The organism is Desulfomicrobium salsuginis (assembly GCF_054657795.1).
On sequence record NZ_BAAHYA010000001.1, the window covers coordinates 698,094 to 722,266 of the forward strand.

The 24,173-nt window shown below is 63.0% G+C and carries 8 protein-coding genes; 4 read left to right on the top strand and 4 right to left on the bottom strand.

The annotated features are described in order from the left end of the window. Positions 1–153: 153 nt before the first annotated feature. The 3 genes from ACYQ3G_RS03095 to ACYQ3G_RS03105 all read right to left on the bottom strand — a co-directional run bounded on the left by ACYQ3G_RS03095 (position 154) and on the right by ACYQ3G_RS03105 (position 14,847). The gene (locus ACYQ3G_RS03095; RefSeq protein ID WP_459822267.1) at positions 154–9,966 is read right to left on the bottom strand and encodes a DUF5801 repeats-in-toxin domain-containing protein; all 9,813 of its coding nucleotides are present in this window, start codon (positions 9,964–9,966) and stop codon (positions 154–156) included. 482 nt (positions 9,967–10,448) lie between these two features. Continuing rightward, the gene (locus ACYQ3G_RS03100) at positions 10,449–10,913 is read right to left on the bottom strand and encodes a hypothetical protein (RefSeq protein WP_459822269.1); all 465 of its coding nucleotides are present in this window, start codon (positions 10,911–10,913) and stop codon (positions 10,449–10,451) included. 94 nt (positions 10,914–11,007) lie between these two features. Continuing rightward, a complete protein-coding gene (locus ACYQ3G_RS03105) occupies positions 11,008–14,847 on the bottom strand; it encodes a VCBS domain-containing protein (protein ID WP_459822271.1) in 3,840 nt (1,279 codons plus the stop codon). 594 nt (positions 14,848–15,441) lie between these two features. Between ACYQ3G_RS03105 and ACYQ3G_RS03110 the strand changes: the two genes are divergently transcribed. From ACYQ3G_RS03110 to ACYQ3G_RS03125, 4 genes are all read left to right on the top strand, one after another. Further along, positions 15,442–17,499 (top strand): type I secretion system permease/ATPase, encoded by a 2,058-nt coding sequence (locus tag ACYQ3G_RS03110; RefSeq protein ID WP_459822273.1) that lies wholly within the window; start codon positions 15,442–15,444, stop codon positions 17,497–17,499. Then, positions 17,480–18,820, top strand: a complete 1,341-nt coding sequence (locus tag ACYQ3G_RS03115) for an HlyD family type I secretion periplasmic adaptor subunit (RefSeq protein ID WP_459822275.1) — start codon at positions 17,480–17,482, stop codon at positions 18,818–18,820. The genes ACYQ3G_RS03110 and ACYQ3G_RS03115 overlap by 20 nt, the downstream gene beginning before the upstream one ends. A gap of 4 nt (positions 18,821–18,824) precedes the next feature. Further along, on the top strand, positions 18,825–20,060 hold the full coding sequence (locus ACYQ3G_RS03120) for a transglutaminase-like cysteine peptidase (protein ID WP_459822277.1): 1,236 nt from the start codon (positions 18,825–18,827) through the stop codon (positions 20,058–20,060). A gap of 73 nt (positions 20,061–20,133) precedes the next feature. Then, positions 20,134–22,161, top strand: coding sequence for an HD domain-containing phosphohydrolase (locus tag ACYQ3G_RS03125; protein WP_459822279.1), 2,028 nt, complete (start codon positions 20,134–20,136; stop codon positions 22,159–22,161). Between the two features lie 89 nt (positions 22,162–22,250). Here the strand turns inward: ACYQ3G_RS03125 and ACYQ3G_RS03130 are convergent, their stop codons facing one another. Further along, on the bottom strand, positions 22,251–23,600 hold the full coding sequence (locus ACYQ3G_RS03130; RefSeq protein WP_459822281.1) for a chromosomal replication initiator protein DnaA: 1,350 nt from the start codon (positions 23,598–23,600) through the stop codon (positions 22,251–22,253). Positions 23,601–24,173: the final 573 nt, after the last annotated feature.

The following is a 24,173-nucleotide window of genomic DNA, read 5'->3' on the forward strand; positions in this document are numbered from 1 at the left end:
TAAAATGCGGCAATCTCTGCGAGAACCCCGGAAATTCCTCATTCAGAGCATCATCTTCTCTGAAAAACATCCACTTAGCATCAATAGTACAGCGAGACATTAAATTCATAGTTGGCGAAAGGGAAACAAGCAGCCCTTTCGCCAACCGAGTTGTTATGGCATTTCCGGCTTTACAATATGGCTCAGCATCTCGTTGACCACGTCTTGATCAGTTGTGCCTGTAAAGTTCTGGATTTCAACATGCGCCACAGGTGTCCACTCCTGCCCGCCTGTTGCCCCGTTCACATCGACGCTCAGGTCGATGGAAGCGGTGTCGTTAACCGTGTCGATCGTGATGTTGTCAAACTTGAAGTAGGAGTTGTCGCTCCCGGCTGTATAACCTTCAAGCACATCACTTACATCGATCTTGTCCCCCCCGGCCCCCAAATGAAAGTCGGTGATCTGATCGACGCTGCCGTCGAGGTCGCCTCCAAGGTAGGCAAACGTGTCGCTGCCGGCGCCTCCGGCCATAGTGTCGGCACCGGGCCCTCCGACCAGGACGTCATCTCCCGAACCGCCATTCAACGAGTCGTTGCCAAGTCCTCCGTACATGACATCGTTTCCTTCCTGACCATAAACGGTGTCGTTGCCGAGTCCTGCGTAGATGAGATCATGCCCGCCGTCCCTGCCGCTCTCGGCGGAGAGGGCCGCATGGTTGCTGTGGAGGTAGTCGACAACCTGCTGGCGATCCCAGCCAAGGGAATCGAACACCCCCCAGCCCGTACCGTCGGGCGTCGTCAGGGAGTGAGAATCCGCAAGGGCGTCCGTGTTCACCGAGTCGCCGAAGATGAGATCGTTTCCGTCATGGCCGACGATGACGTCATCACCGGCGTCGATGACCGTGGTCGTCGACGAGCCGCCTTGCAGGGCGGCCTCGAGTTCCGCGGCCGTATTCACGATCTCAGGCTGGCCGACATGAGCCGTCTCCATGTAGTCCACCACAATATTGTCGATCCTGACCAGATCGCCGCCTCCTTGACCATTGAGGACCGAAAAGACAAGCCGGTACATGCCGTTGTCGAGGTCATCGATCTCAACCCCGCGCCAACCGCTGATGTGTTCGGGTTCCTGGCCATTGGCAACAGCGGTCCAGCCCCCTCCGTCATTCTTTTGGAGGGTCCAGGTAAACGCATCGGAATTGCTGTAATTGTCCGTCTGGTAATCGAAGCTCAACCTTGCCGAACCATCAACTGCGGCATTCACAGTGAAACTGGAGCTCGTGGCATTCACTGGCCCGGAAGCTGAGGCCGTATTGTCGGTGACCACGAGAAAGGAATTCCCCGAAGCCGACGCGATGGCGACGTTTCCAGTGCTGTCACCCGTCCTAGTCCACGCGTCGGAGCCATTCAATCCGCCGGAGGAGCTGAAGTCGGCAAGCACCGTCGATCCGACGGCAACGTCCGTCAGGGGCACGGCCGCACTGCCAGCGGGGTCGGTGTTATCAAAGAACTTCAGATAGTCTTCATTCACGCCGCTCCCTATGCCGATCCCGAACACGGGACTGACGTTCGACAGGGCGACGAACGCATCCAGGGAATTGCTCATCACATCGTAGTCCGTGGTATTGCCAGGCCCCCGTATGGCGCCATTGTCATCGAGATAGTATGTCGGGTCGCCGTCCGTGAGGAAGTACGCCCGGTTCTCAAATCCGTTCGACAGGGAGTTGAACCATTCCGCGGATGCATTGAACGCCGCCTCATAGTTGGTGCCGCCCAATGCCATCATGTTGTCGATGGCCGCATCGATATTCGTCAAATCCGAGAGGGTGATATCGGCCCAGTGCAGGTTGACCGTCAGCCCGCTGTCGAAATCCACCAGCTGGAGATTTACCGTCCCGTCGTGACCGGCGAGTTGCTCGACAAGGTGCTTCAAGGCCTCCTTGGCTAAATCCATCCTGCTGAGGCCGTCCGTCCCGCTCATTGCGGTCATGCTGCCTGACGAGTCGACTATGAGTGATATGTTGTAATTACTGCCCGGCTCGAACACGAGGCGCGTCCCTCCGGGATCTCCCACCAGGATATCATCGGCGTCGTCGCCAGTGATGACGCCCGGCCCATCGCCGACGGTGTAGTCCGCGAGGGAGTGCTGGTCGTCGCCGACCGAGGATCCGACTATAAGCAGCGGGTCGGGCTCGACCTCGTAACCATTCACCGTCACGTCCAGGCTACCGGACACGGTGTCGCCGTCGGCGTCTGTCACGGTGAAGTCGAAGCCCAGATCGATATCGTCGCCGGGTGTCACCGTGGAAACGTTGACCACATCGAACTTGCCATTTCCGCTGATGTCCATGAACTCGATGTAGTCGATAAACTTGCCGGCCTCGCCCAGAGTCATGACGTTGTCGTCACCGGCCAGAGCCAGCACCGTACCGCTGTCGGAGTCGAAAGAACCGTCCGTGTAATGGATGACGTAGGCGATCTTGTCCGCATCCGCGAAGTTGATCAAATCCACCGTTGTAAAGTTGACGGGCGGGCCGTTGAAGCCCGGATCCGTCACCAAGGAGTCGTAGGAATCGAAGTCATCGAAGTCGATGCGGAAAATTTCAGCCCCTTCGAACTGGTTGTTTCCGATGCCCCACCCGGCCGTACTTCCGTTCACGCTTTTCTGGGTGGTCAGGGTGGGGTCAAGCACCCCATTGTCCAGCCAGGACTGGAGCTGGGCCGGTGTTCCGGTCCAATCCCAGCCGGAAAGAACCGCAAGCTGCTGCGTCGCGCCGGCATCCTGCAGAACCTGGAATCCGGTGGGGCCGGCGCCGAAGGATGTCGAGGAGCCGATCTCGACCAGAGTGGAGTTGTCGATCGTCTTGAGCAGAGTGAAGTCATAGCTGCCGGACTCGTTCAATACCAGAGTGAAGACCTGATTCGCGACAATGTCCGGGTCTCCTCCCGTGTGGGCGACGAGAACGTTCGGCGCGTCGGGATCCACGTAGTAGGAGACCGGCAGACCGCCGACACTCAAGTCCGCGGGAGCTTCGTTCCCGATGAGGCTCAAAGCGCCGCCGGGAACGGGCTGGTCTGCACCGATGGCGAAACTCAGCGTTCCGTGGAACACTTCGTCGGCGACATTGTCGACCTCTCCGGCTTGAGCCGAAGTGAAGACAGGCATGTCGTCATCGAAGGTCAGGCTGAGGGTGCCGTTCACATTGTCCCCGTCACCGTCAGTCACGGTGTAATTCAGGGTGACCAGGGCGTCGTTCTCGGTGTTGTCGCCGACCATGCCATCCAGGGATGCGTGCAGGACGTTCTTGTCGAGCGTCAGGGTGTAGGCCCCGGTTTCGGGATCAGTCACCTCGATGGTGAAGACCGTGCCCCGTGCGGACACAGCGGTCAGCATATTCGTGCCGGCATCCCAATTGTAGGTCACGGCCTCGGCACCCACGACACCGGCTTGATTGTGCATCGCGCTAAACCCGACAGCACCGGGGGTGTCGGAACCGAAGTCGTGAGGCAGAACCCCCGAAGTGGAGATCAGCACGCCATCCACATCGCCAGTGCCTTGGCCGGGAATGCCGTGAGGAGCGAGGCCCTCGTCATCAAGGGTCGCAGCGGCGGTCGAACCGGCGGTCGGGCCGTCGTCGTCAAAGCTGAAGTAGCTCGTTTCGTTCGTGACCAGGTCCACCGCGGCGGAATCCGTCACAAAGTCGCCGTCCGCATCCGTACGCGTCACCTCGTACTGAAGCTGCACGGAGCCTTCGCCCGAGAGCAGAAGGTCCACTGCGGAGTCGAACTGGTTGCCGCCGGGGCCGTGGTCGAGGGCCTCGTACAGCGTCGTCTGCAGCTGGTACGCAGCAGGGTCGCCCACGCTCACGATCTCGATCGTGAAGACCACGTCGCCATCGCCGTCGACGCCGTTGATCTTCGTCGCGCCGTCCGCCTCAAGGCTGATCGCTCCGCCGTCCGTCGCGGACAGCGTCGTCGCCAGCCCGCCCGTCTCGGGAAGGCCGATGAAGCTCAGCGCACCGACCGTCGTGCCTGCGCCGTCGGAACCGTAGTCCCCGCCGACAGCCGCGAACAGGCTCAGCAGACCGCCGCTCACGTTCGTCGTCACCTGACCAAGGCCGGGACCCGCGTCGTCCGTGTTCCCATCGGCATCGGCGCCGCGGTCCAGACCCACCGTCTCGTCGAGGTGAGACTCGAGCGCAGCGGCCTCAGACTCGGACATCGCAACCTCGACCGACAGGGTCGGACCGTCGTCGTCAAAGCTGAAGTAGCTCGTTTCGTTCGTGACCAGGTCCACCGCGGCGGAATCCGTCACAAAGTCGCCGTCCGCATCCGTACGCGTCACCTCGTACTGAAGCTGCACGGAGCCTTCGCCCGAGAGCAGAAGGTCCACTGCGGAGTCGAACTGGTTGCCGCCGGGGCCGTGGTCGAGGGCCTCGTACAGCGTCGTCTGCAGCTGGTACGCAGCAGGGTCGCCCACGCTCACGATCTCGATCGTGAAGACCACGTCGCCATCGCCGTCGACGCCGTTGATCTTCGTCGCGCCGTCCGCCTCAAGGCTGATCGCTCCGCCGTCCGTCGCGGACAGCGTCGTCGCCAGCCCGCCCGTCTCGGGAAGGCCGATGAAGCTCAGCGCACCGACCGTCGTGCCTGCGCCGTCGGAACCGTAGTCCCCGCCGACAGCCGCGAACAGGCTCAGCAGACCGCCGCTCACGTTCGTCGTCACCTGACCAAGGCCGGGACCCGCGTCGTCCGTGTTCCCATCGGCATCGGCGCCGCGGTCCAGACCCACCGTCTCGTCGAGGTGAGACTCGAGCGCAGCGGCCTCAGACTCGGACATCGCAACCTCGACCGACAGGGTCGGACCGTCGTCGTCAAAGCTGAAGTAGCTCGTTTCGTTCGTGACCAGGTCCACCGCGGCGGAATCCGTCACAAAGTCGCCGTCCGCATCCGTACGCGTCACCTCGTACTGAAGCTGCACGGAGCCTTCGCCCGAGAGCAGAAGGTCCACTGCGGAGTCGAACTGGTTGCCGCCGGGGCCGTGGTCGAGGGCCTCGTACAGCGTCGTCTGCAGCTGGTACGCAGCAGGGTCGCCCACGCTCACGATCTCGATCGTGAAGACCACGTCGCCATCGCCGTCGACGCCGTTGATCTTCGTCGCGCCGTCCGCCTCAAGGCTGATCGCTCCGCCGTCCGTCGCGGACAGCGTCGTCGCCAGCCCGCCCGTCTCGGGAAGGCCGATGAAGCTCAGCGCACCGACCGTCGTGCCTGCGCCGTCGGAACCGTAGTCCCCGCCGACAGCCGCGAACAGGCTCAGCAGACCGCCGCTCACGTTCGTCGTCACCTGACCAAGGCCGGGACCCGCGTCGTCCGTGTTCCCATCGGCATCGGCGCCGCGGTCCAGACCCACCGTCTCGTCGAGGTGAGACTCGAGCGCAGCGGCCTCAGACTCGGACATCGCAACCTCGACCGACAGGGTCGGACCGTCGTCGTCAAAGCTGAAGTAGCTCGTTTCGTTCGTGACCAGGTCCACCGCGGCGGAATCCGTCACAAAGTCGCCGTCCGCATCCGTACGCGTCACCTCGTACTGAAGCTGCACGGAGCCTTCGCCCGAGAGCAGAAGGTCCACTGCGGAGTCGAACTGGTTGCCGCCGGGGCCGTGGTCGAGGGCCTCGTACAGCGTCGTCTGCAGCTGGTACGCAGCAGGGTCGCCCACGCTCACGATCTCGATCGTGAAGACCACGTCGCCATCGCCGTCGACGCCGTTGATCTTCGTCGCGCCGTCCGCCTCAAGGCTGATCGCTCCGCCGTCCGTCGCGGACAGCGTCGTCGCCAGCCCGCCCGTCTCGGGAAGGCCGATGAAGCTCAGCGCACCGACCGTCGTGCCTGCGCCGTCGGAACCGTAGTCCCCGCCGACAGCCGCGAACAGGCTCAGCAGACCGCCGCTCACGTTCGTCGTCACCTGGCCAAGGCCGGGACCCGCGTCGTCCGTGTTCCCATCGGCATCGGCGCCGCGGTCCAGACCCACCGTCTCGTCGAGGTGAGACTCGAGCGCAGCGGCCTCAGACTCGGACATCGCAACCTCGACCGACAGGGTCGGGCCGTCGTCGTCAAAGCTGAAGTAGCTCGTTTCGTTCGTGACCAGGTCCACCGCGGCGGAATCCGTCACAAAGTCGCCGTCCGCATCCGTACGCGTCACCTCGTACTGAAGCTGCACGGAGCCTTCGCCCGAGAGCAGAAGGTCCACTGCGGAGTCGAACTGGTTGCCGCCGGGGCCGTGGTCGAGGGCCTCGTACAGCGTCGTCTGCAGCTGGTACGCAGCAGGGTCGCCCACGCTCACGATCTCGATCGTGAAGACCACGTCGCCATCGCCGTCGACGCCGTTGATCTTCGTCGCGCCGTCCGCCTCAAGGCTGATCGCTCCGCCGTCCGTCGCGGACAGCGTCGTCGCCAGCCCGCCCGTCTCGGGAAGGCCGATGAAGCTCAGCGCACCGACCGTCGTGCCTGCGCCGTCGGAACCGTAGTCCCCGCCGACAGCCGCGAACAGGCTCAGCAGACCGCCGCTCACGTTCGTCGTCACCTGACCAAGGCCGGGACCCGCGTCGTCCGTGTTCCCATCGGCATCGGCGCCGCGGTCCAGACCCACCGTCTCGTCGAGGTGAGACTCGAGCGCAGCGGCCTCAGACTCGGACATCGCAACCTCGACCGACAGGGTCGGACCGTCGTCGTCAAAGCTGAAGTAGCTCGTTTCGTTCGTGACCAGGTCCACCGCGGCGGAATCCGTCACAAAGTCGCCGTCCGCATCCGTACGCGTCACCTCGTACTGAAGCTGCACGGAGCCTTCGCCCGAGAGCAGAAGGTCCACTGCGGAGTCGAACTGGTTGCCGCCGGGGCCGTGGTCGAGGGCCTCGTACAGCGTCGTCTGCAGCTGGTACGCAGCAGGGTCGCCCACGCTCACGATCTCGATCGTGAAGACCACGTCGCCATCGCCGTCGACGCCGTTGATCTTCGTCGCGCCGTCCGCCTCAAGGCTGATCGCTCCGCCGTCCGTCGCGGACAGCGTCGTCGCCAGCCCGCCCGTCTCGGGAAGGCCGATGAAGCTCAGCGCACCGACCGTCGTGCCTGCGCCGTCGGAACCGTAGTCCCCGCCGACAGCCGCGAACAGGCTCAGCAGACCGCCGCTCACGTTCGTCGTCACCTGACCAAGGCCGGGACCCGCGTCGTCCGTGTTCCCATCGGCATCGGCGCCGCGGTCCAGACCCACCGTCTCGTCGAGGTGAGACTCGAGCGCAGCGGCCTCAGACTCGGACATCGCAACCTCGACCGACAGGGTCGGACCGTCGTCGTCAAAGCTGAAGTAGCTCGTTTCGTTCGTGACCAGGTCCACCGCGGCGGAATCCGTCACAAAGTCGCCGTCCGCATCCGTACGCGTCACCTCGTACTGAAGCTGCACGGAGCCTTCGCCCGAGAGCAGAAGGTCCACTGCGGAGTCGAACTGGTTGCCGCCGGGGCCGTGGTCGAGGGCCTCGTACAGCGTCGTCTGCAGCTGGTACGCCGCAGGGTCGCCCACGCTCACGATCTCGATCGTGAAGACCACGTCGCCATCGCCGTCGACGCCGTTGATCTTCGTCGCGCCGTCCGCCTCAAGGCTGATCGCTCCGCCGTCCGTCGCGGACAGCGTCGTCGCCAGCCCGCCCGTCTCGGGAAGGCCGATGAAGCTCAGCGCTCCGACCGTCGTGCCTGCGCCGTCGGAACCGTAGTCCCCGCCGACAGCCGCGAACAGGCTCAGCAGACCGCCGCTCACGTTCGTCGTCACCTGACCAAGGCCGGGACCCGCGTCGTCCGTGTTCCCATCGGCATCGGCGCCGCGGTCCAGACCCACCGTCTCGTCGAGGTGAGACTCGAGCGCAGCGGCCTCAACCCGGTCCACTTCGGTCTCGACCGACAGGGTCGGGCCGTCGTCCTCAATGGCGAACACACCGTCTCCCAGATTGAGAGTTGCGGTAACCAAATCCCCGTCGGCATCGACCACAGAGGCCCCGAGCACGATGGTTCCACCCATCGTGTTCAGCCACGAGGCATCGTCGTGATTCTCGGTGTTGGCGTGCCAGACATTTTCATACTGCACGAAGGTGACGACGCCGGTGTCCGGGTTGACCGTGATTCTGAAGTAGACCGTGTCACTGCCGCCCACCTTGCCAACAATGTCGTCCCCTTCCATCGACAGCAGGATCGCAGCTCCTTGGCCGTAACCATCAACTTCTGTCTCTGTATCCGAAGAATCCACAGCGAAAAGTCCGGAAGCAACAGGTCCATCTCCGTCTGCCTGAAGCTTCAGAGCATAATCCACATCACCGGGACCGTCCGCACCGTATGCATAATCGAAATTACCAGAGAAATCAGCGGACATAATGTGGATTCCGTCGCCAGACCCTCCGCTCTCACCCATTACAGGATCCGTAAGGGACAGCTGAAGTTGATATGTTGCACCTACAGGAAGAGGGCCATCGTAATAACTGCCCACCGCAACATAGTATGTTCCAGGCACTGAAAAATTGTACGTGAGGAAAGTATCAAGCCCAGAAGTACTCCCAGAGCCTCCATAGCTTACACTCGCATCGTCGCTCCAAACAAGCTGCACCCCACTTGAATTGTACAACTTCACAATAGAGTCAAAGCTTCCACCATGACCAGCCCCGTAATCTATATCAAATACACCAACGCTTCCAGGCTGGGTCACCGTGAATGAATAGAAATCATATGAACCATTACCAACTGCATGAATGGAGACAAATGGCATTGTCCCAGAATTTGCCACGTCGGCATTTTCGCCCAATGTAAAATGCCCATCAAGGCTAATTGCATTGGCAATATTTGAGTTACCAGTATCCTGGGGGCTTTCAACGATTCCTGACCCAGTCGTGGACTCGTCCAAGATAAGGGTCGGCAATTCCGAACCACCAAGGGTGATCACCGGCGAATCATCATCCACAATCATGGATAGGCCGCCTGTGGCGGCGTCGCCGTTACCGTCAGTTATGGTGAAGCCGATGTTGTAGACAATATCGTCTTCCGTACCCGAAACGGTGTGATCGAGAGGCTTATAAAGTTCGAAAACAAATGCCCCAGCAGCGACATCAGTCACTGTCACACTGAATACTTCCACTCGACCGTATTCGTAATCGCCCTCGGCTTCGCCCTGAGGCTCACCGTAGATATAATACGCGTTCAGCGTCAGGCCGCCGTCAACAACTTCGTAAAGAACAGTATTGCCCTGGGACGTAACTCCCATGGCGGAAAGACCGCCTGTATTCCACGAAAAAGGGGCGGTCGCCGAAGGCCCGTCCGGACCAAAATCATAACCAAGAGAGCCCGAATATACGCTGGAATCTGTCGGATGATCGCCTAGTCCGCCTGGGATACCGTCATTGAACCCGACTCTGCCTTCCAAGCCATCCTCGTCCACCGCCCCGGCAGTCACGCTGGCACTCGGCTGGCCATCCGCGATTTCTGGTTCAGGGGAAGCCTCCAGCGAATCCACCGTAATCGTCGTGAAGTTCCTCGGGTCCAGCCCGCCCAGCTTGCTCACGCCGCCAATGGTGTCACCGGCGCCGTCCTCATACGAGCCCACACCTCCGCTGGCCGCACCGCCTGCAGCCGGCCCGGCTGCAGGCTCTATGTTTTCACCGCCCAGAACCGCTTCCTTGTTATCTGCGACCGAGGCCAGGAATTCATCTACGCCGAGCATGGTGCCGTCGGCGAGGACGATGTTCGGGATCTGGACTTCGCCCAGGTCGGCGAAGTCGATGACTACCTTGCCGCCGTTGTCGAAGGCGAAGAGTACCGTCGAGCCTTCGAGGACAGGATCGACCTGCTCGAAGGCTTCCGACAACACAATGTCCTGTCCGGGCATGGCCTTGATGACGATGGTTTCGCCTGCCTGCGGTGCCTGGACTATCTGCTTGGTGTTCTGCGTCGTCTCAGCCATGGAACCCTCCGCCCTGATCGGGACTTGGTATAGGTAAGAATTAAAAAATAATTTTCTTATTATGGTTACGTATATGAATGTGAGCCAGAATAGGGTCAAGTATGAAAAAAATTTTCCAAAGTATTAAACTAGTTCTCGTACTTTTCCAGTCTCGACGGGCATGATTTCAGACGCTTAGGAGATGAAAGCGCTAAAAAGAGCGGTTATTAAAAAACAACCAATCATACCTCACAACTCACACTTTCGGGTGAGCCTCCGGCCTTCCCTCCTTTTCAGCACGCCCGCAACATGCCGAACTTATGCTCTTTCATGACAAGAGCCATCAATACGCCGCATTCGCATCACGAAGCCCCGCCCGCCTCCAAAAGCGCACAGGCTGGACGCCCCCGCAAAGCAAAGGAAAGTTCAGCTCTGTCCGGCCGACAGAAATGAAAAGGGCGCCTCGCGCCCTGGAAACGGCCTCGCTTTTTGAGGAGAGCGGGTCATGAATTCTGGGAGTGAAGAATGAGACGCGTCAGATCGTCATCGAAGGAGCCGTCGCCCATGAAATCAAGGTGAGGCTCATGCACCAGGGCATCCGCAGCGGCGGCCGCCGCATGGTCATGGCCGTCCTCGCCGCCGAGCAGCAGCCGGGCCGCACCGGCCTCGTCGTGAAGCAGCTCGGGCAGCGACCAGGCCTGGAAATCCTCCGCAGGGCCGGGCGCCTCGTCCCCCGGGTTCAAGGCCAGGGTCCCCACGGAGGTCGAACCGTCGATGTCTTCCATGACGTAGCTGTAGAAGGTCGTGACCGGCGCCTGCCCGTCCGCCGCCCCGCCTTCCGGCGGCGCGAAGGCGTAGTGCCCGTCCGGCCAGACCGTCAGGTCCCAGCCTTGGGGCGTCCGGATGGTCAGCCCGTCATCGGGCACGGGCTGACCGGCGAAGGATATCATGCGCAGTGTCTCGATCATGGGAGTTCCCTCCGATGGCTTCCTTCAACTCGCGAACACACCTGCGAAACGGCGCGAAGGAGGGCCAAAGCCCCCCTCCCGCAATCCGTCGCCGTCAGGGCATTTCGGGCTTGATCTGGCTTTCCATGGCACCGAGCACCTCGGCCCCGGTGTCCGCCTCGGCGGCCAGGCCCGTGATGGTGATCGTGGCCACATGCACGGCCGCGCCGGCTCCGGAGCCGTCCTGGTCAACGTACAGGTCCGCGGTCCTGGTCGTCGCGTCGACGGTCGTCACGTTCCGGAATTCCAGATAGTCCCCGAGCTCGCTGCCCGCTGCGGGCGTGAACAGGCCCCTCACGTCGAGGGTGTCCCCACCGCCGACATGGAAGTCGGTGATGTGGTCGACGCCGCCGTCCAGGTCTCCGCCGAGGATGACGAAGGTGTCCGCCCCTTCCCCGCCGGTCAGGGTGTCGCCGCCCTTGCCTCCGAAGAGGACGTCGTTGCCGTCGTGACCAAACAGGACGTCGTCGCCGTCCGTGCCGTACACGAAATCGTGGCCGCTGGTGCCGTGGATTTCATACCCGTCTTCGTCTTCCGTGTTCACTGCGACCACGAACCCGGCCGAAGCGGTATCGAGGTCCGAATCGTCGCCCGTCAGCTGGAACTGCAGTTCGTAGTCATCGGGGTAGACTTGGGTGATGTACTTGGCGGACAACCCGTCGATCTTGAAGCTCACGGAGCTGTCGTACGGGTACAGTTCAAGGTAATCCACGGTCTTGGCGACATTGAGTTCGTACGTCACTTCCAGATCGCTTCCGATGACCTGATCGACGGAGGTCGAGGTCCCGTCCGTGTAGTAGGCCTTGAGCGTGACCATGTCCGTGTCCTTTGTCCCGGCCGTGCCCGACATGGATATGGTCAGTTCGGAGATGGATGCCGTCGAGCCGTCGACGGGCACCACATCGAAGGTCAGGACATCGCCCTTGTTGCCGTGCATGACGTTGTCACCCACGCCCAGGTCCGTGGCGGAAATCCAGAGCCCGTCGTCCGCGCCGCCGCTCGTGCCCGTGGCCACCAGCTCGAACTGGCCGCCGAACATGGCGCTCGGGAAGGTGTAGCTCTCAAGGCCCGTGCCGCCGGAGATGCCGGCCAGCAGGCTCGGAATCTCGATCTCGGCTACCGGCACGGGGTTGACGAGGTTGAAGTCATAGGTGCCGTCGCTGTTGACCGACACGGTGAAGAACACGTTCCCTTCCGCGTCCTTGGCGTTGTAGACAAGCGTCGAGGCGCTGGACGCAAGTCCGTCGTACTCGAAGACGAATCCGGACGCCTGGTTCAACCAGACCAGCGAGGCCGCGTCGAAACTGTCGGCAAAAGCCTGCGTGTCCGCGCCGACTTCAAAGGCGTATTCCCCTGTGTGCGTCCCGACTTCGTTGGCCACTGCAAGGTTCCCCGCCGAGAGTGTCGGGATGTCGTCGACAATGGAGATGAGGATGGAACCAGGCGTCGGGTCGCTGTCGCCGGTCGCGTCCGTGACGGTCATGGAAATGGCATCCAGGATGGGGTTCACTTCGCCCTGGCCGGTATGGGCCAGGTTGGCGGACAGGGTGTAGGTGTAGCCGTAGGTCACCACGCCGCCCGCGTCCGGGTCGGATATGGAGGTGATCTGCAGAACGCCCTTGCCGGTGTCCACGGTGTCACCCTCTTCGTCGATCAGCACGCCGTTGAGCAGCAGCGTGTAGTTCTCGTTGTTGCCGTCGACCGTGAAGCTGCCCGTGGTCACGATCTCGCTGTCGGCGCCGTGCTGCTGACCGTCGGCCAGGCCGTCCTCGTAGACGGTCCGGGCGTCGCCGGTCACGTCGGGAACGCGGAGGTCCTGGTTCAGACCAATCACGAGCTGGGCCAGATCCGTGTCGCCGTCGCCGTCCGTGATCTCGTAGGTGAAGGTTTCGCTCTCCACGCCAAGGGGGATCGCATCCGTCGTGAGCGTGTAGGTGTAGCTGCCGTCGGCCGCAATATTCAGATCGCCGTACGCGCCGGCGATGATCACGCCTCCCGCCGTCACCAGCGTCAGAGCGCCGGGGCCGGCCTCTGTGCCAAGTCGGATGCCCGTAACCGCGAAGCCCGAGCTTTCCTGATCGGCGCCGAGCACGTCGGGGACTCCGTCCGTGACATTCTCATCATCGCCGCCTCCGCCCATGAACACGTTGCCGTCGGCGATGTGACCCAGGCCTTCGGTCACGCTGTCGGCGTCATCGACGGCCGTGGGCGTGTCATCGAGGATGCGCACCACCAGGTCGTCGCTGGCCGTGGTCCCGCCGATGCCGTTGACCGTCAAGGCCACGACGTCGTCGAAATGCCCGTCCGTCGCGTCGGCCTTGGTGTCGTTGTCGATGGTCGCCTTCAGCGTGTAGGTGTAGCTCACCGTTCCGCCGAAGGAGTCACCCGCGTAGCCGGTCAGGGTCAGGATGCCCTCGTCCGTGTCAACCGTCTGCGTGCCGTCGAAGGCCTGCATCTCATCAAGGGCGAAGACCTGTCCGCCGATGACGATGTTCTCGATGCCGTCCGTGGCGGATACCGCGAACGTGCCGTCGTCCGTCTCGATGTTCAGGCCGGCCTTGGACCCGTCGGGGTTCAGGCCCGCCTCGTCGACGGTGTTGTCCGGGCCCTGAGCCGCCGCCGTGACCACCGTGGCGCGATCGTCTGCGCCGTTGATGACGATGGTCAGCCTGGCCGGCGACTCGTCGCCGTCGGCGTCCTTCATGGTGTACCAGATGTCGTAGCTGAGGCTGTCCTCGGCAGTCAGGGACTGCGTCGAGGCCAGGGTGTTGTCGAGGGTGAAGCTCCACGATCCGCCAGGGCCTTGGACCAGACTGCCGTACCCGCCGAGGGCGGCCAGGGCGTCCGTGTTGTCGTGGCCGTCCGCCGTCCAGGACACGAACTCCTTGGACACGTCGGCGCCCGAGGCGTCATTGTCCAGGACGTTGCCGGACACGAAGCCCAAGGCGTCCTCGGTCACCGCGGCCGGGCCGTCGTCGGCAGCCGTCGGCATGTCATCCACAATGTTGATCGCGATATCGACCGGGGCGGAAGAAAGGCCCCCGAGGTCGGTCAGGACCAGGGTGAAGGAATCGGAGACAGGACCGCCTGCATGGTCCTGCGCAGCTGTCAGGACGTAACCATACGTAACGATGCCCGTTGCCGGGTCGTAGTCTGTAATGGTCATCGTGCCCTTGTCCGTTATGATCGCGCTGCCGACAAGATCCGCCATGGCGATGGAGACGCCGTTGATGGAGAGCGCAGCGAGATTGTCGAGGCCGTCCGGGTCCGAGAGGGTGAAGCTGCCCGCCGCGTACTCCGCATCGGACCCGGCATTGGACCCGTAGTCAGGCAGCCCGGCTTCGTCGACCTCGTCGCCGATGGCGTCGAGATTGATGACGATGCTCGGGGGGTTGTTCGGCGGCACTACCGCCGCCACTTCCTCTTCCGGGTCGGCTTCGAGGGGCTCCACCGTGATGGTGGCGAAGTCCCGCGGGTCCAGGCCGCCCAGCTTGTCCACGCCGTCGATGATGTTGCCCGCGTCATCCACGTATGCGCCGACACCGCCGCCGGCAGCGCCCCCGGCCGGACCGGCGGCGGGCTCGACCCCCTCGCCTTCCAGGGCCGCCATGCGGTCGCCAGCCACGAAAGCCAGGAACTCCTCGGCGCTCAACATGGTCCCGTCGGCGAGAACGATGTTCGGTACCTGGGTTTCACCGAGATCGGCGAAATCGATGACAACCTTTCCGCCATTGTCAAAGGCGAAAATGACGTTCTCCCCCTCGCGCACGGGTTCAACCAGTTCGAATGCCGCCGACAGGGCAATGTCCTGCCCCGCCGTTGCCGTGATGACGATCGTCTGGTCGGCCAGCGGCGCCTCGACCACTCGTGTCGTGTTGCTGATTGTCTCTGCCATGATGCCCTCCTTTCCCTGGCCGACAGGCCGATAACGAAACCGGGAAATCACTCTTCATGCCCTTCCGGTAAGCAGGGGATACAGAGGGGCAAGTATGAAAAACGTATCTTCATACTCGCAAATCGAATTAGTCTTTCACTCCAAATACCTACATAGACTCTTGACGCAACATACTGCAGACAGTACAAACGCAGGCCCAAGAAATAAATACAATTACGTAGTGTTTTACATGAAACTCATACCAAGACACCGCCTCGCCGCAGCAACAACCTGACAACAATAGCGATATTCCAACTCCCAACCGTGACCATTTTCCCGTCGCCCGATTCGGCCTCACACTTTCGGGCGACGGCCGTCTCCCCCGATTTCCCTTGCATGCGCAGGGGGGAGCGCATAATGTTCTACAAATTCTGTATCCTAGAGGTAGCGAGCGCATGAACGACCCGAATGTCACTCCCGTGGAGGTCAACCCCACCGTCGACGCCAAACCGGCGCGGCCCTCCATCACCCTGCAACTCGCGCCCTCCCAGGTCGCCTTCACCCCCCCCGCTGGTCGAATGCCTGGCCATCGTCTCCCGGCTGCACGGCAGGCCCGTGACCGTCACGGCCCTGGAGAACGGACTGCCGCGGACCCAGGAGGGACTGACTCCCTACGCCTGCATCCGGGCAGCGCGGCGCGAGGGCATCGACGCCCGCATCGGGCACAAGCCGGACATCGGGAAGATCTCGCCCCTGAACATGCCCTGCATCCTGCTCATGACCGACGGCGGCGCCTGCGTGCTGGCCGCGGTGGACGGGCAGAGCGCGCGCATCATCATGCCCGAGAACCCCGACGCGCCCTTCGACACGCCCATCGAGACCCTGCGGCAGAACTACTCCGGCCACGCGGTCTTCGCCCGGCCCAAGGGACGCCTCGACAGCCGCACCGAAGGCCTCAAGATCTTCGACACCAAGAAATGGTTCTGGGGCACCATCTTCCATTTCCTGCCCATCTACCGACACGTCATCCTGGCCTCCATCTTCATCAACCTGCTGGCCATCGCCTCGCCCATCTTCACCATGAACGTGTACGACCGCGTGGTGCCCAACAACGCCGTGGAGACCCTGTGGGTCCTGGCCGTGGGCGTGGGCCTGGCCTTCTTCTTCGACTTCGCCTTGCGCAACCTGCGCGGATACTTCGTGGACATCGCCGGCCGCAACTCGGACATCCTCGTGGCCAGCAAGCTCATGAGCCACCTCCTGTCAATCCGCATGGACCACAAGCCCGAATCCACGGGCGCCCTGGTCAACAACATGCGCGAGTTCGACGCCCTGCGCGAGTTCTTCAGCTCCACGACCCTCCTGGCCCTGGTGGACCTGCCTTTTCTGATCCTGTTCATCATAATCATCGCCTACATCGGCGGCCCCGTGGCCGTGGTCCCGGGCGTGGTCGCGCCCATCGTCATCCTGGTCGGCATCGTCATGCAGGGGCCCCTCAAGCGCGCCATCGAGGGCGGCTACAAGGAGTCCACGCAGAAGAACGCCCTGCTGGTCGAGGCCATCAGCGGCATGGAAACCATCAAGACCAGCCGCGCCGAAGGCTCCATGCTCGGCCGCTGGGAAAAGATCGTGGGCCAGGGCGCGCGCTCGGCCATCCGCTCCAAGGCCCTGTCCACCTTCTCCATGAGCTTCACCCAGTTCGCCTCGCAGGTCGTCTACTGCGGCGTCGTCATCTGGGGCGTGTACCGCATCGCCCAGGGCGAGATGACCACGGGCGGCATCATCGCCTGCTCCATCCTCGTGGGCCGGGCCATGAGCCCGCTGGGCGCCGTGGCCGCCATGCTGACCCGCCTGCAGCAGAGCCGCATGGCCCTCAAGAACCTGGACCTGCTCATGCAGATCCCCAGCGAACGTCCCGAAGAGGCCCAGCGCATGGAGCACCAGGACCTGCGCGGCACCATCACCTTCGAGGGGGTCAGCTTCAAGTACCCCAGCGGCCTGACCAATGCCGTGTCCTACCTGGACTTCCACATCGCCCAGGGCGAGCACGTGGCCGTCATCGGCAAGATGGGATCGGGCAAGACGACACTCGGCAAGCTCATCACCGGACTCTACATGCCCCAGCGCGGCTCGGTGAAGATCGGCGGCATGGACATCCGGCAGCTGGACCCGGCCGAACTGCGGGCCAAGATCGGCTACATGGCCCAGGACAATTTCCTGTTCTACGGCACGGTGCGCGAGAACATCACCCTGGGCGCGCCCCACGTCAGCGACCAGGCCCTGCTGCGGGCCGCGACCATTGCCGGCGTGACGGACTTCGTGAAGAACAACCCGGCCGGCTTCAACCTGCAGGTCGGCGAACGCGGCCTGGCCCTGTCCGGCGGGCAGCGCCAGGCCATCACCATTGCCCGCACCCTGCTCCTGGACCCGGACATCGTCATCCTGGACGAGCCGAGCAGTTCCATGGATGTGGGCGTGGAGGCAGTGCTCAAGCTGCGCCTGGCCTCAGCCTTGAAGGGCAAGACCCTGATCCTCATCACCCACCGCCCGAGCCTGCTCTCCCTAGCCAACCGCGTCATCGCCCTCGATGACGGCAAGATCGTCGCCGACGGGCCGCGCAACGCCGTGCTGGCCGAACTGCAGAAACGCGGCAATGGAGCCAAACGTGAGTAATCCGAAATATTCCGAAGCCGACCTCAACTTCATGAGCGAGGTCGACGCCGCCCTCTACCGCCGCGGGCACGGCTGGGCCTACGTCCTGTCCCTGACCATCTGCCTGCTGCTGGGATCCTTCCTCGCCTGGACCCACTTCGCCATCCTCGACGAGGTCACGCGCGGCATGGGCCAGGTCATCCCGTCCCAGCGGGTGCAGGTCATCCAGAACCTCGAAGGCGGCATCCTCGAAGGAATCCTGGTCCGCGAGAACCAGATCGTGGAGAAGGACGACATCCTGGTGCGCATCAGCAACGAGTTGGCCCAGAGCACCCTGAAGGACGTGGCCAGCCAGGCCCTGGAGCACAAGGCCGCCATCGCCCGCCTCCAGGCCGAGGCCACGGGCACGGAGCCGTCCTTCCCCGAAGAGGTCAGCGCCAAGGCCCCCGACGCCGTCCGGGACCAACTGGCCATCTACCAGGCCCGCATGGCCCAGCTGAACCAGGAGATGGCCATCCTGCGTAGCCAGTACTCCCAGCGCGTCCAGGAAGCCCAGGAGATGACCATCCGCCGCAACCAGGCCGCCCAGGACCTGAAGCTGGCCCAAGAGCAGCTGGGCATCGCCAAGCCGCTCATGGAGAAGAACGTCTACCCCAAAGTCGAGTACCTTTCCCTGGAGCGCGCCGTCAGTTCCCTGCGCGGCGACGTGCAGAGCCTCAACGTGGCCATCCCGCGCACCCAGCAGGCGGCCCAGGAGATCAAGCAGCGCGAGGCCCAGCGCATGGCCGAGTTCAAGGCCATGGCCCTGCAGGAGATGAACCAGCACCAGGTGGAGCTGAACTCCAAGCTGCACGCCCTCTCGGCCGGCAAGGACCGGGTCATGCGCACCGACGTGCGCAGCCCCGTGCGCGGCACGGTCAAGCAGGTCATCCTCAACACCATCGGCGGCGTGGTCAAACCCGGCGAACCCATCCTCGAAATCGTGCCCCTGGACGACACCCTGCTCGTCGAGGCCAACATCAAGCCCGCGGACATCGCCTTCCTGCACCCGGGCCAGAAGGCCATGATCAAGATCACGGCCTACGACTTCTCCATCTACGGCGGTCTCGAAGGCTCGGTGGAGCAGATCAGCGCGGACACCATCGAGAACCAGAAGGGCGAAAGCTTCTACAAGGTCAAGCTGCGCACCAAGGCCGCGGCCATCGTCTACCGCGGCGAGAAGCTGCCCATCATCCCCGGCATGACGGCCAGCGTGGACATCCTGACGGGCAAGAAGAGCGTGCTGGACTACCTCCTGAAACCCATTCTCAAGGCCAAGGAGAACGCCTTGAGGGAGCGGTGATGTCTTGACGCGACGGCCCCGGGCACTCCTGACGCTGATCGCGGCGGCCCTCCTGCTGCCGGGCCTGTTCCTGGCGGAGCGGGCGCAGCCAATGGGTGCGCAGGGGCCGGGGCCGGAGATCAGGGCCGGTTCGGAACAGATCGGCGGAACCGATGCGCGGCAGGAGGCGAAGCCTGGCCTGGCAGGCCGGGTTGACGAAACCCCGCCACCCAGGCCCAGCGACGTCGCGGCCGGGGACGAGGGGCGCGAAGGCCGGACAGCGCCCCCCGCCAGGCTGAACGACCAGGCGGCCCGGGACCGGGCCGGGGAGACGCCGGCCCGCGATGCGTCGGACAGGATGGAGGATGACGCAGCCCCGGAGCAGGTCCCGGCGAACCCCGATGTGAAGGCCGCAGAGACGGACCCGGCTCCGGAGCAGGTGGCGGACGCGGCTCCGGAGCGAACGGCTGACCCGGCTCCGACGCAGGTGGCGGACGCGGAGGTCGCCAGCCCCCAGCCGCCCGCGGATGCGGCCGAAACCGCTCCGACCCGCCCCCTGACGGGCCAGGCTGCGGCCAGGCCCTGGCGGGGCGAAAGCCAGGCGCAAACCGCGCCAGGCCGCACGCCAGGACAGGCGCAACCTGCGGGCACGGCGCCTGCCGGGCAGTCCGGCCAGGACGCCAAGGGCCAGCCCGTGCGGCTCTTCCAGACCGCGGCCTTCAGGGGCAACTTTGACGCCCTGCCCAAATGGAAGCGGGTCCTGTCCAAGGCCGAGGCCCAGGTCCGGGTGCTGAACTCCTGCAGCGGCGCGGGGTGCCCCCCGGGGGCCACGAGCTGGCAGCGCATCATGTCCCAGGCCAGGGGCCTTGCGCCCATGGAGCAGCTGAAGGCGGTCAACACGTTTTTCAACAAATGGCCCTACCGCCTGGACCAGGATGCCTATGGAACCTCGGACTGGTGGGCCACGCCGCAGGAATTTCTCAAGATTTCGGGCGATTGCGAAGACTTCGCCATCACCAAGTATTTCGCGTTGCGGGAACTGGGCTTCTCTCCGGAGAGCCTGCGCATCGTCATCCTGAAGGACCGCATCCGGGGCATCGCGCACGCGATCCTGGCGGTCTTCATCGACGGGGACGCCCTGGTCCTCGACAACGTCACCAGCGTGGTCTTCTCGCACGACAAGTACAAGCATTACGCGCCGTACTACTCCTTGAACGAACGGTACAGGTGGTCGCACATCCCTCTGGACACAAAACCTTAATGGAGATGGGAATATGACACGAGACAACGGCAGAACGACTCCACCCGTAGGCAGGAGCAAGTCGGAACTTGTGATGGGTGTCGCGATCATTTCGCTGATCCTCACGGCCCTGCTGGCATGGGTGGCCTGGACCGTCAGGGTCAAGCAGGGAGAACTGCAGGAGCAGGTCCATGAACGCCTGGAGCTTCTGGCCAACAGCCGCGCGGAAGTCTTCGGCACCTGGCTGTCGGGGCTGGTGCAGCAGACGGACAAGCTCATCTCCTCGGACCTGTTCCGACTGTACGCCACGGACATGGACCTCATCGACGTGGACCCGAGCTTCCTGATCACCGGCATCATCCCCGAGGGCAAGAACTACGACCACCTGGCCCAGCTCACGGACCAGTTCCCCCTCATGCACCAGACCTTCGCCGACTTCACGTCCTTCGCCGGCTTTCTGTCCGGGCGCATCGTGCACCGCAGCGGCCAGTCCTACATCGGCTCGGACAACCGCATGGTCCCGCTCTCGCCGGTCCAGTCCGGCCTGATCAAGATGACCTTCGCCTACCCCATGCCCCACTTCTCGCCCTTGCGGCAGACGGACAACGGCATGGTCATCGACCTGTTCGTGCCCATCCTGTCCACGGCCGAGGACAACGGGACCAAGAAGGCCGTGGCCGTGGTCATGCTGACCAAGAGCGCGGGCACGACCGTCACCTCCCTGGTCTCCAACACGCCGCTGTCGGCCAAAGGCGAACGCACGCGGCTCATGCAGCTGACCGAGGCCGGATTCCAGGAGATCGTACCCTGGAAGCCCGAGGGAACGGTGGCCCTGGCCGCGGCGCCCGAACTGCAGTCGGACCGGAGCCTCGGGTTCGCCAAGCGTGACAGCCTGGGCGGGCAGACTCCCGTATTCTCCCTCGGAATCAAGGTTCCCGACCTCGACCTGTGGATGGTGCAGGAAGTGGACGTGCAGGACGCTACCAAGAGCCTGCAGGACTACACGCGCATCTCCGTGCTCATCGCCGGGCTCATCGCCATGGTGCTGAGCCTGCTCTTCGGCGCCATCTGGTGGCGCACCCTGGGCCAGAACCAGAAGCGCATCGCCGGGGAATTCCAGCACCTGGCCCAGGAGCTCGAACAGCAGCGCAACTTCCTGGATTCCATCAATGACACCATCCCGGACTTCATCGTGGTGAAGAACCTGAGCGGCAACTACACCTACGCCAACCCGGCCCTGGCCGACGGCGTGGGGCGGCCCGAGGAGGAGGTCCTGGGCCTCGACGACATCGCCCTGTTCGGCTTCGACACGGGCAAACGCCTGGAACAGTCCGACGACCAGGCCCTCAAGACAGGCCGGCCCGTGACCTTCACCGAACGCATCTTCCTGAAGTCGCAGGAGCACTATTTCCAGATCACCAAGGTCATGCTCAAGGAGGACTCGGGCGCGCCCACGGGCATCGTGTCCGTGTTCCGCGACATCACGAGCATGGTCAAAGCCGAGGAGCGCAAGCGTCAGGCCATCTCCCAGACGGTTGAGGCCCTGGTCAAGGCCATCGAGTTCACGGACCCGTACCTCGCCGGCCACTCGATCCTGATGCGCGACGTGGCGTCCCTGCTGGCCGAGACCCTGAAGCTCTCGCCCGAGGACAAAGCCACTGTGGAGATCGCGTCCCACCTCTCCCAGATCGGCAAGATCTTCATCGACAAGTCGCTGTTGACCAAGGTGGACCAGCTCACGGAAGAGGAGAAGCAGATGGTCCAGAAGCACGTGGAGCACGCCGGGGACATCCTGCGTCAGATCGATTTCGAGCTGCCCGTCTACGAGGCCGTCTACCAGATGAACGAACGCCTGGACGGCAGCGGCTACCCCAAGGGTCTGCAGAACGGAGAAATCAGCCTCCAGGCCCGGGTTCTAAGCGTGGCCAACAGCTTCTGCGCCATGATCCGCCCCCGGTCCTACCGCCCGGCCATGAGCACGGACCAGACTCTGGAGATCATGCGCGCTTCTGCGGGAAGCTACGACCCGCAGGTCCTGGACGCCCTGCAGTCGGCCCTGGGCACGGCCCGCGGCGGCCGGGTGCTGGAAAAGGCCATGGAGTGCGCGGTGGTCTGCTCCTAGCCGCTGATCGACGACACGCAACGCGAAAGGCCCGGGCGCTTGACAGCATCCGGGCCTTTCGCGTTGCGAAAAAAGCGTGGGGGGCCGGTTCAGGCCTGCAGCTGGTTGATGGTCCGGGCGATCTGGTTGCCGAGCGACGTCTTGCGGGCCACTTCCTGCTCCACGGAGGCGATGCCCTTGATGACCGTGGAATGCTTGCGGTTGAAACGCCGGCCGATGTCCACCAGGGACAGGTCCGTGTGCTTGCGGGCCAGGTAGAAGGCCGTGTTGCGAGCGACGACGCGATCGCGCTTGCGGCTCTTGGAGCACAGGTCGTCGAAGCCGAAGCCGTAGGCCTGGCAGACGAAGCTGATGATCTTGTCCAGGTCGATGGAGCCGCCGCCAAGGTCGTAGTTCTGGAGGATGTCCCAGACCAGGTCCATGGAGATGTCCATGTTCAGGAGCCTGGACTTGAGGAAGATGTTCTTGAGGCAGCTCTCCAGCTGGCGGACGTCAGAGGTGATGCGCGTGGCCAGAAGCTCTGCGACGCTCCCGGGCATGCTCACCTGAGCGGCCCGCGCCTTGGCGTCAATGATGGACAGCCGGGTCTGGTGGTCGGGCTTGTTGATCACGGCCATGAAGCCCTGGGCGAAGCGCGACGTCAGGTTGGGGTCGATGTCCGCCAGCTCCCGCGGCAGGAAGGTGCTGGTCATGACCACGCGCCGCCCCTGGTTCTGCAGGGATTTCAGCGTGTTCAGAAGCTCGTCCTGCATCTTTTCCTTGCCCTGCAGGAAATGCACGTCTTCGAGCAGGAGAAGGTCCAGATCGGAGCGGAAACGCGTCTTGAACTGCTCTACGGCCTTGGCCTTGATGGCCATGACGAGCTGGGAGGAGAACTCCTCGGCACTCAGATAGCAGACGCGCAGATGCTGGCGGTTGGTCTGGCGGGCGATCTCGCTGCCGATGGCCTGGGCGAGATGGGTCTTGCCCAGGCCCGGGGCCGAGCAGAGAAAAAGCTGATCCGAGCCCGCGACGTCCTGGCAGAAGCTCTTTGACGCGACATAGGCGAGGTTGTTGCACGGGCCGACGATGAAATCGTCGAACTGATGCCGCCAGTTGTGAATGGTCTGGGTTGGCAGGGCGTGCGCCATGGGCAGCCCCATCTGCTGGGTGACAATGCGCCTCTGGGGCGCGGCCGGTTCCACGGGAAGCATGGGAGCGCCGGCCTGGGCGGAACCCAGGTCGACGCGGGGCGCAAATCCCAACACGTCCGCCGCAGCATCCCTGATCCGGCCAAGTATGCGATCCTTGACCCAGGTGCAGACAAAGTCGTTCGGCGCCCGGAGCACGAGCGTGTCGTTCTCGAGGCAGCCTTGCAACGGCTTGACCCAGAGCTGAAAGTGCCCCGGAGAAAGCGTCCTCTCCAGCGAGTGTGAAATTCGGTCCCATGCGTCAATCATGGGAAGGGGTCTTAGCCAAGCGACAGACCTGCGACAACTCCGGTAAGGGGAGCCTGTCGCGACTCGGGCCAACTCTTTCTATACAGGCTAACATTGCGTAATTAAACAATTTCCATATTTCCTTCGACTTCCGGGGCTTCGACGCGGAAACGTCATTGTCCCGCTTGGCCGACGCTCCCGGATTGTCAACGCATATTTTTCAACATCAGGAAAAAATTTATCCACATCTACAAATTTATTATTTGAATTTTTCTTTTATTTTCTTCAAATTTTAGATCACGGGACCCTTAATGGGAACAAATCTCCGTTCAGCGCCCAAGCAGGGAGCATCTTTGAACAATATGCTGAAATAATGAATAAAATAAAACTACCCCGGTACACGAAGAAATTTCTACAGCTTTGCATGTAAAGGCTTGGGCAGACAATAACCGGCAGGAGCGCTCCGAAATATCTGCATCGGAGGGCCAAAACACGTGATTTATCGTTTGTGGCGCCGTTTGGAGGGGAGCCGACATCTTTGTCGGACAATTTCTCACATCAGAAAACGAAAAAAAGGGCACGTTTTTTGAACAT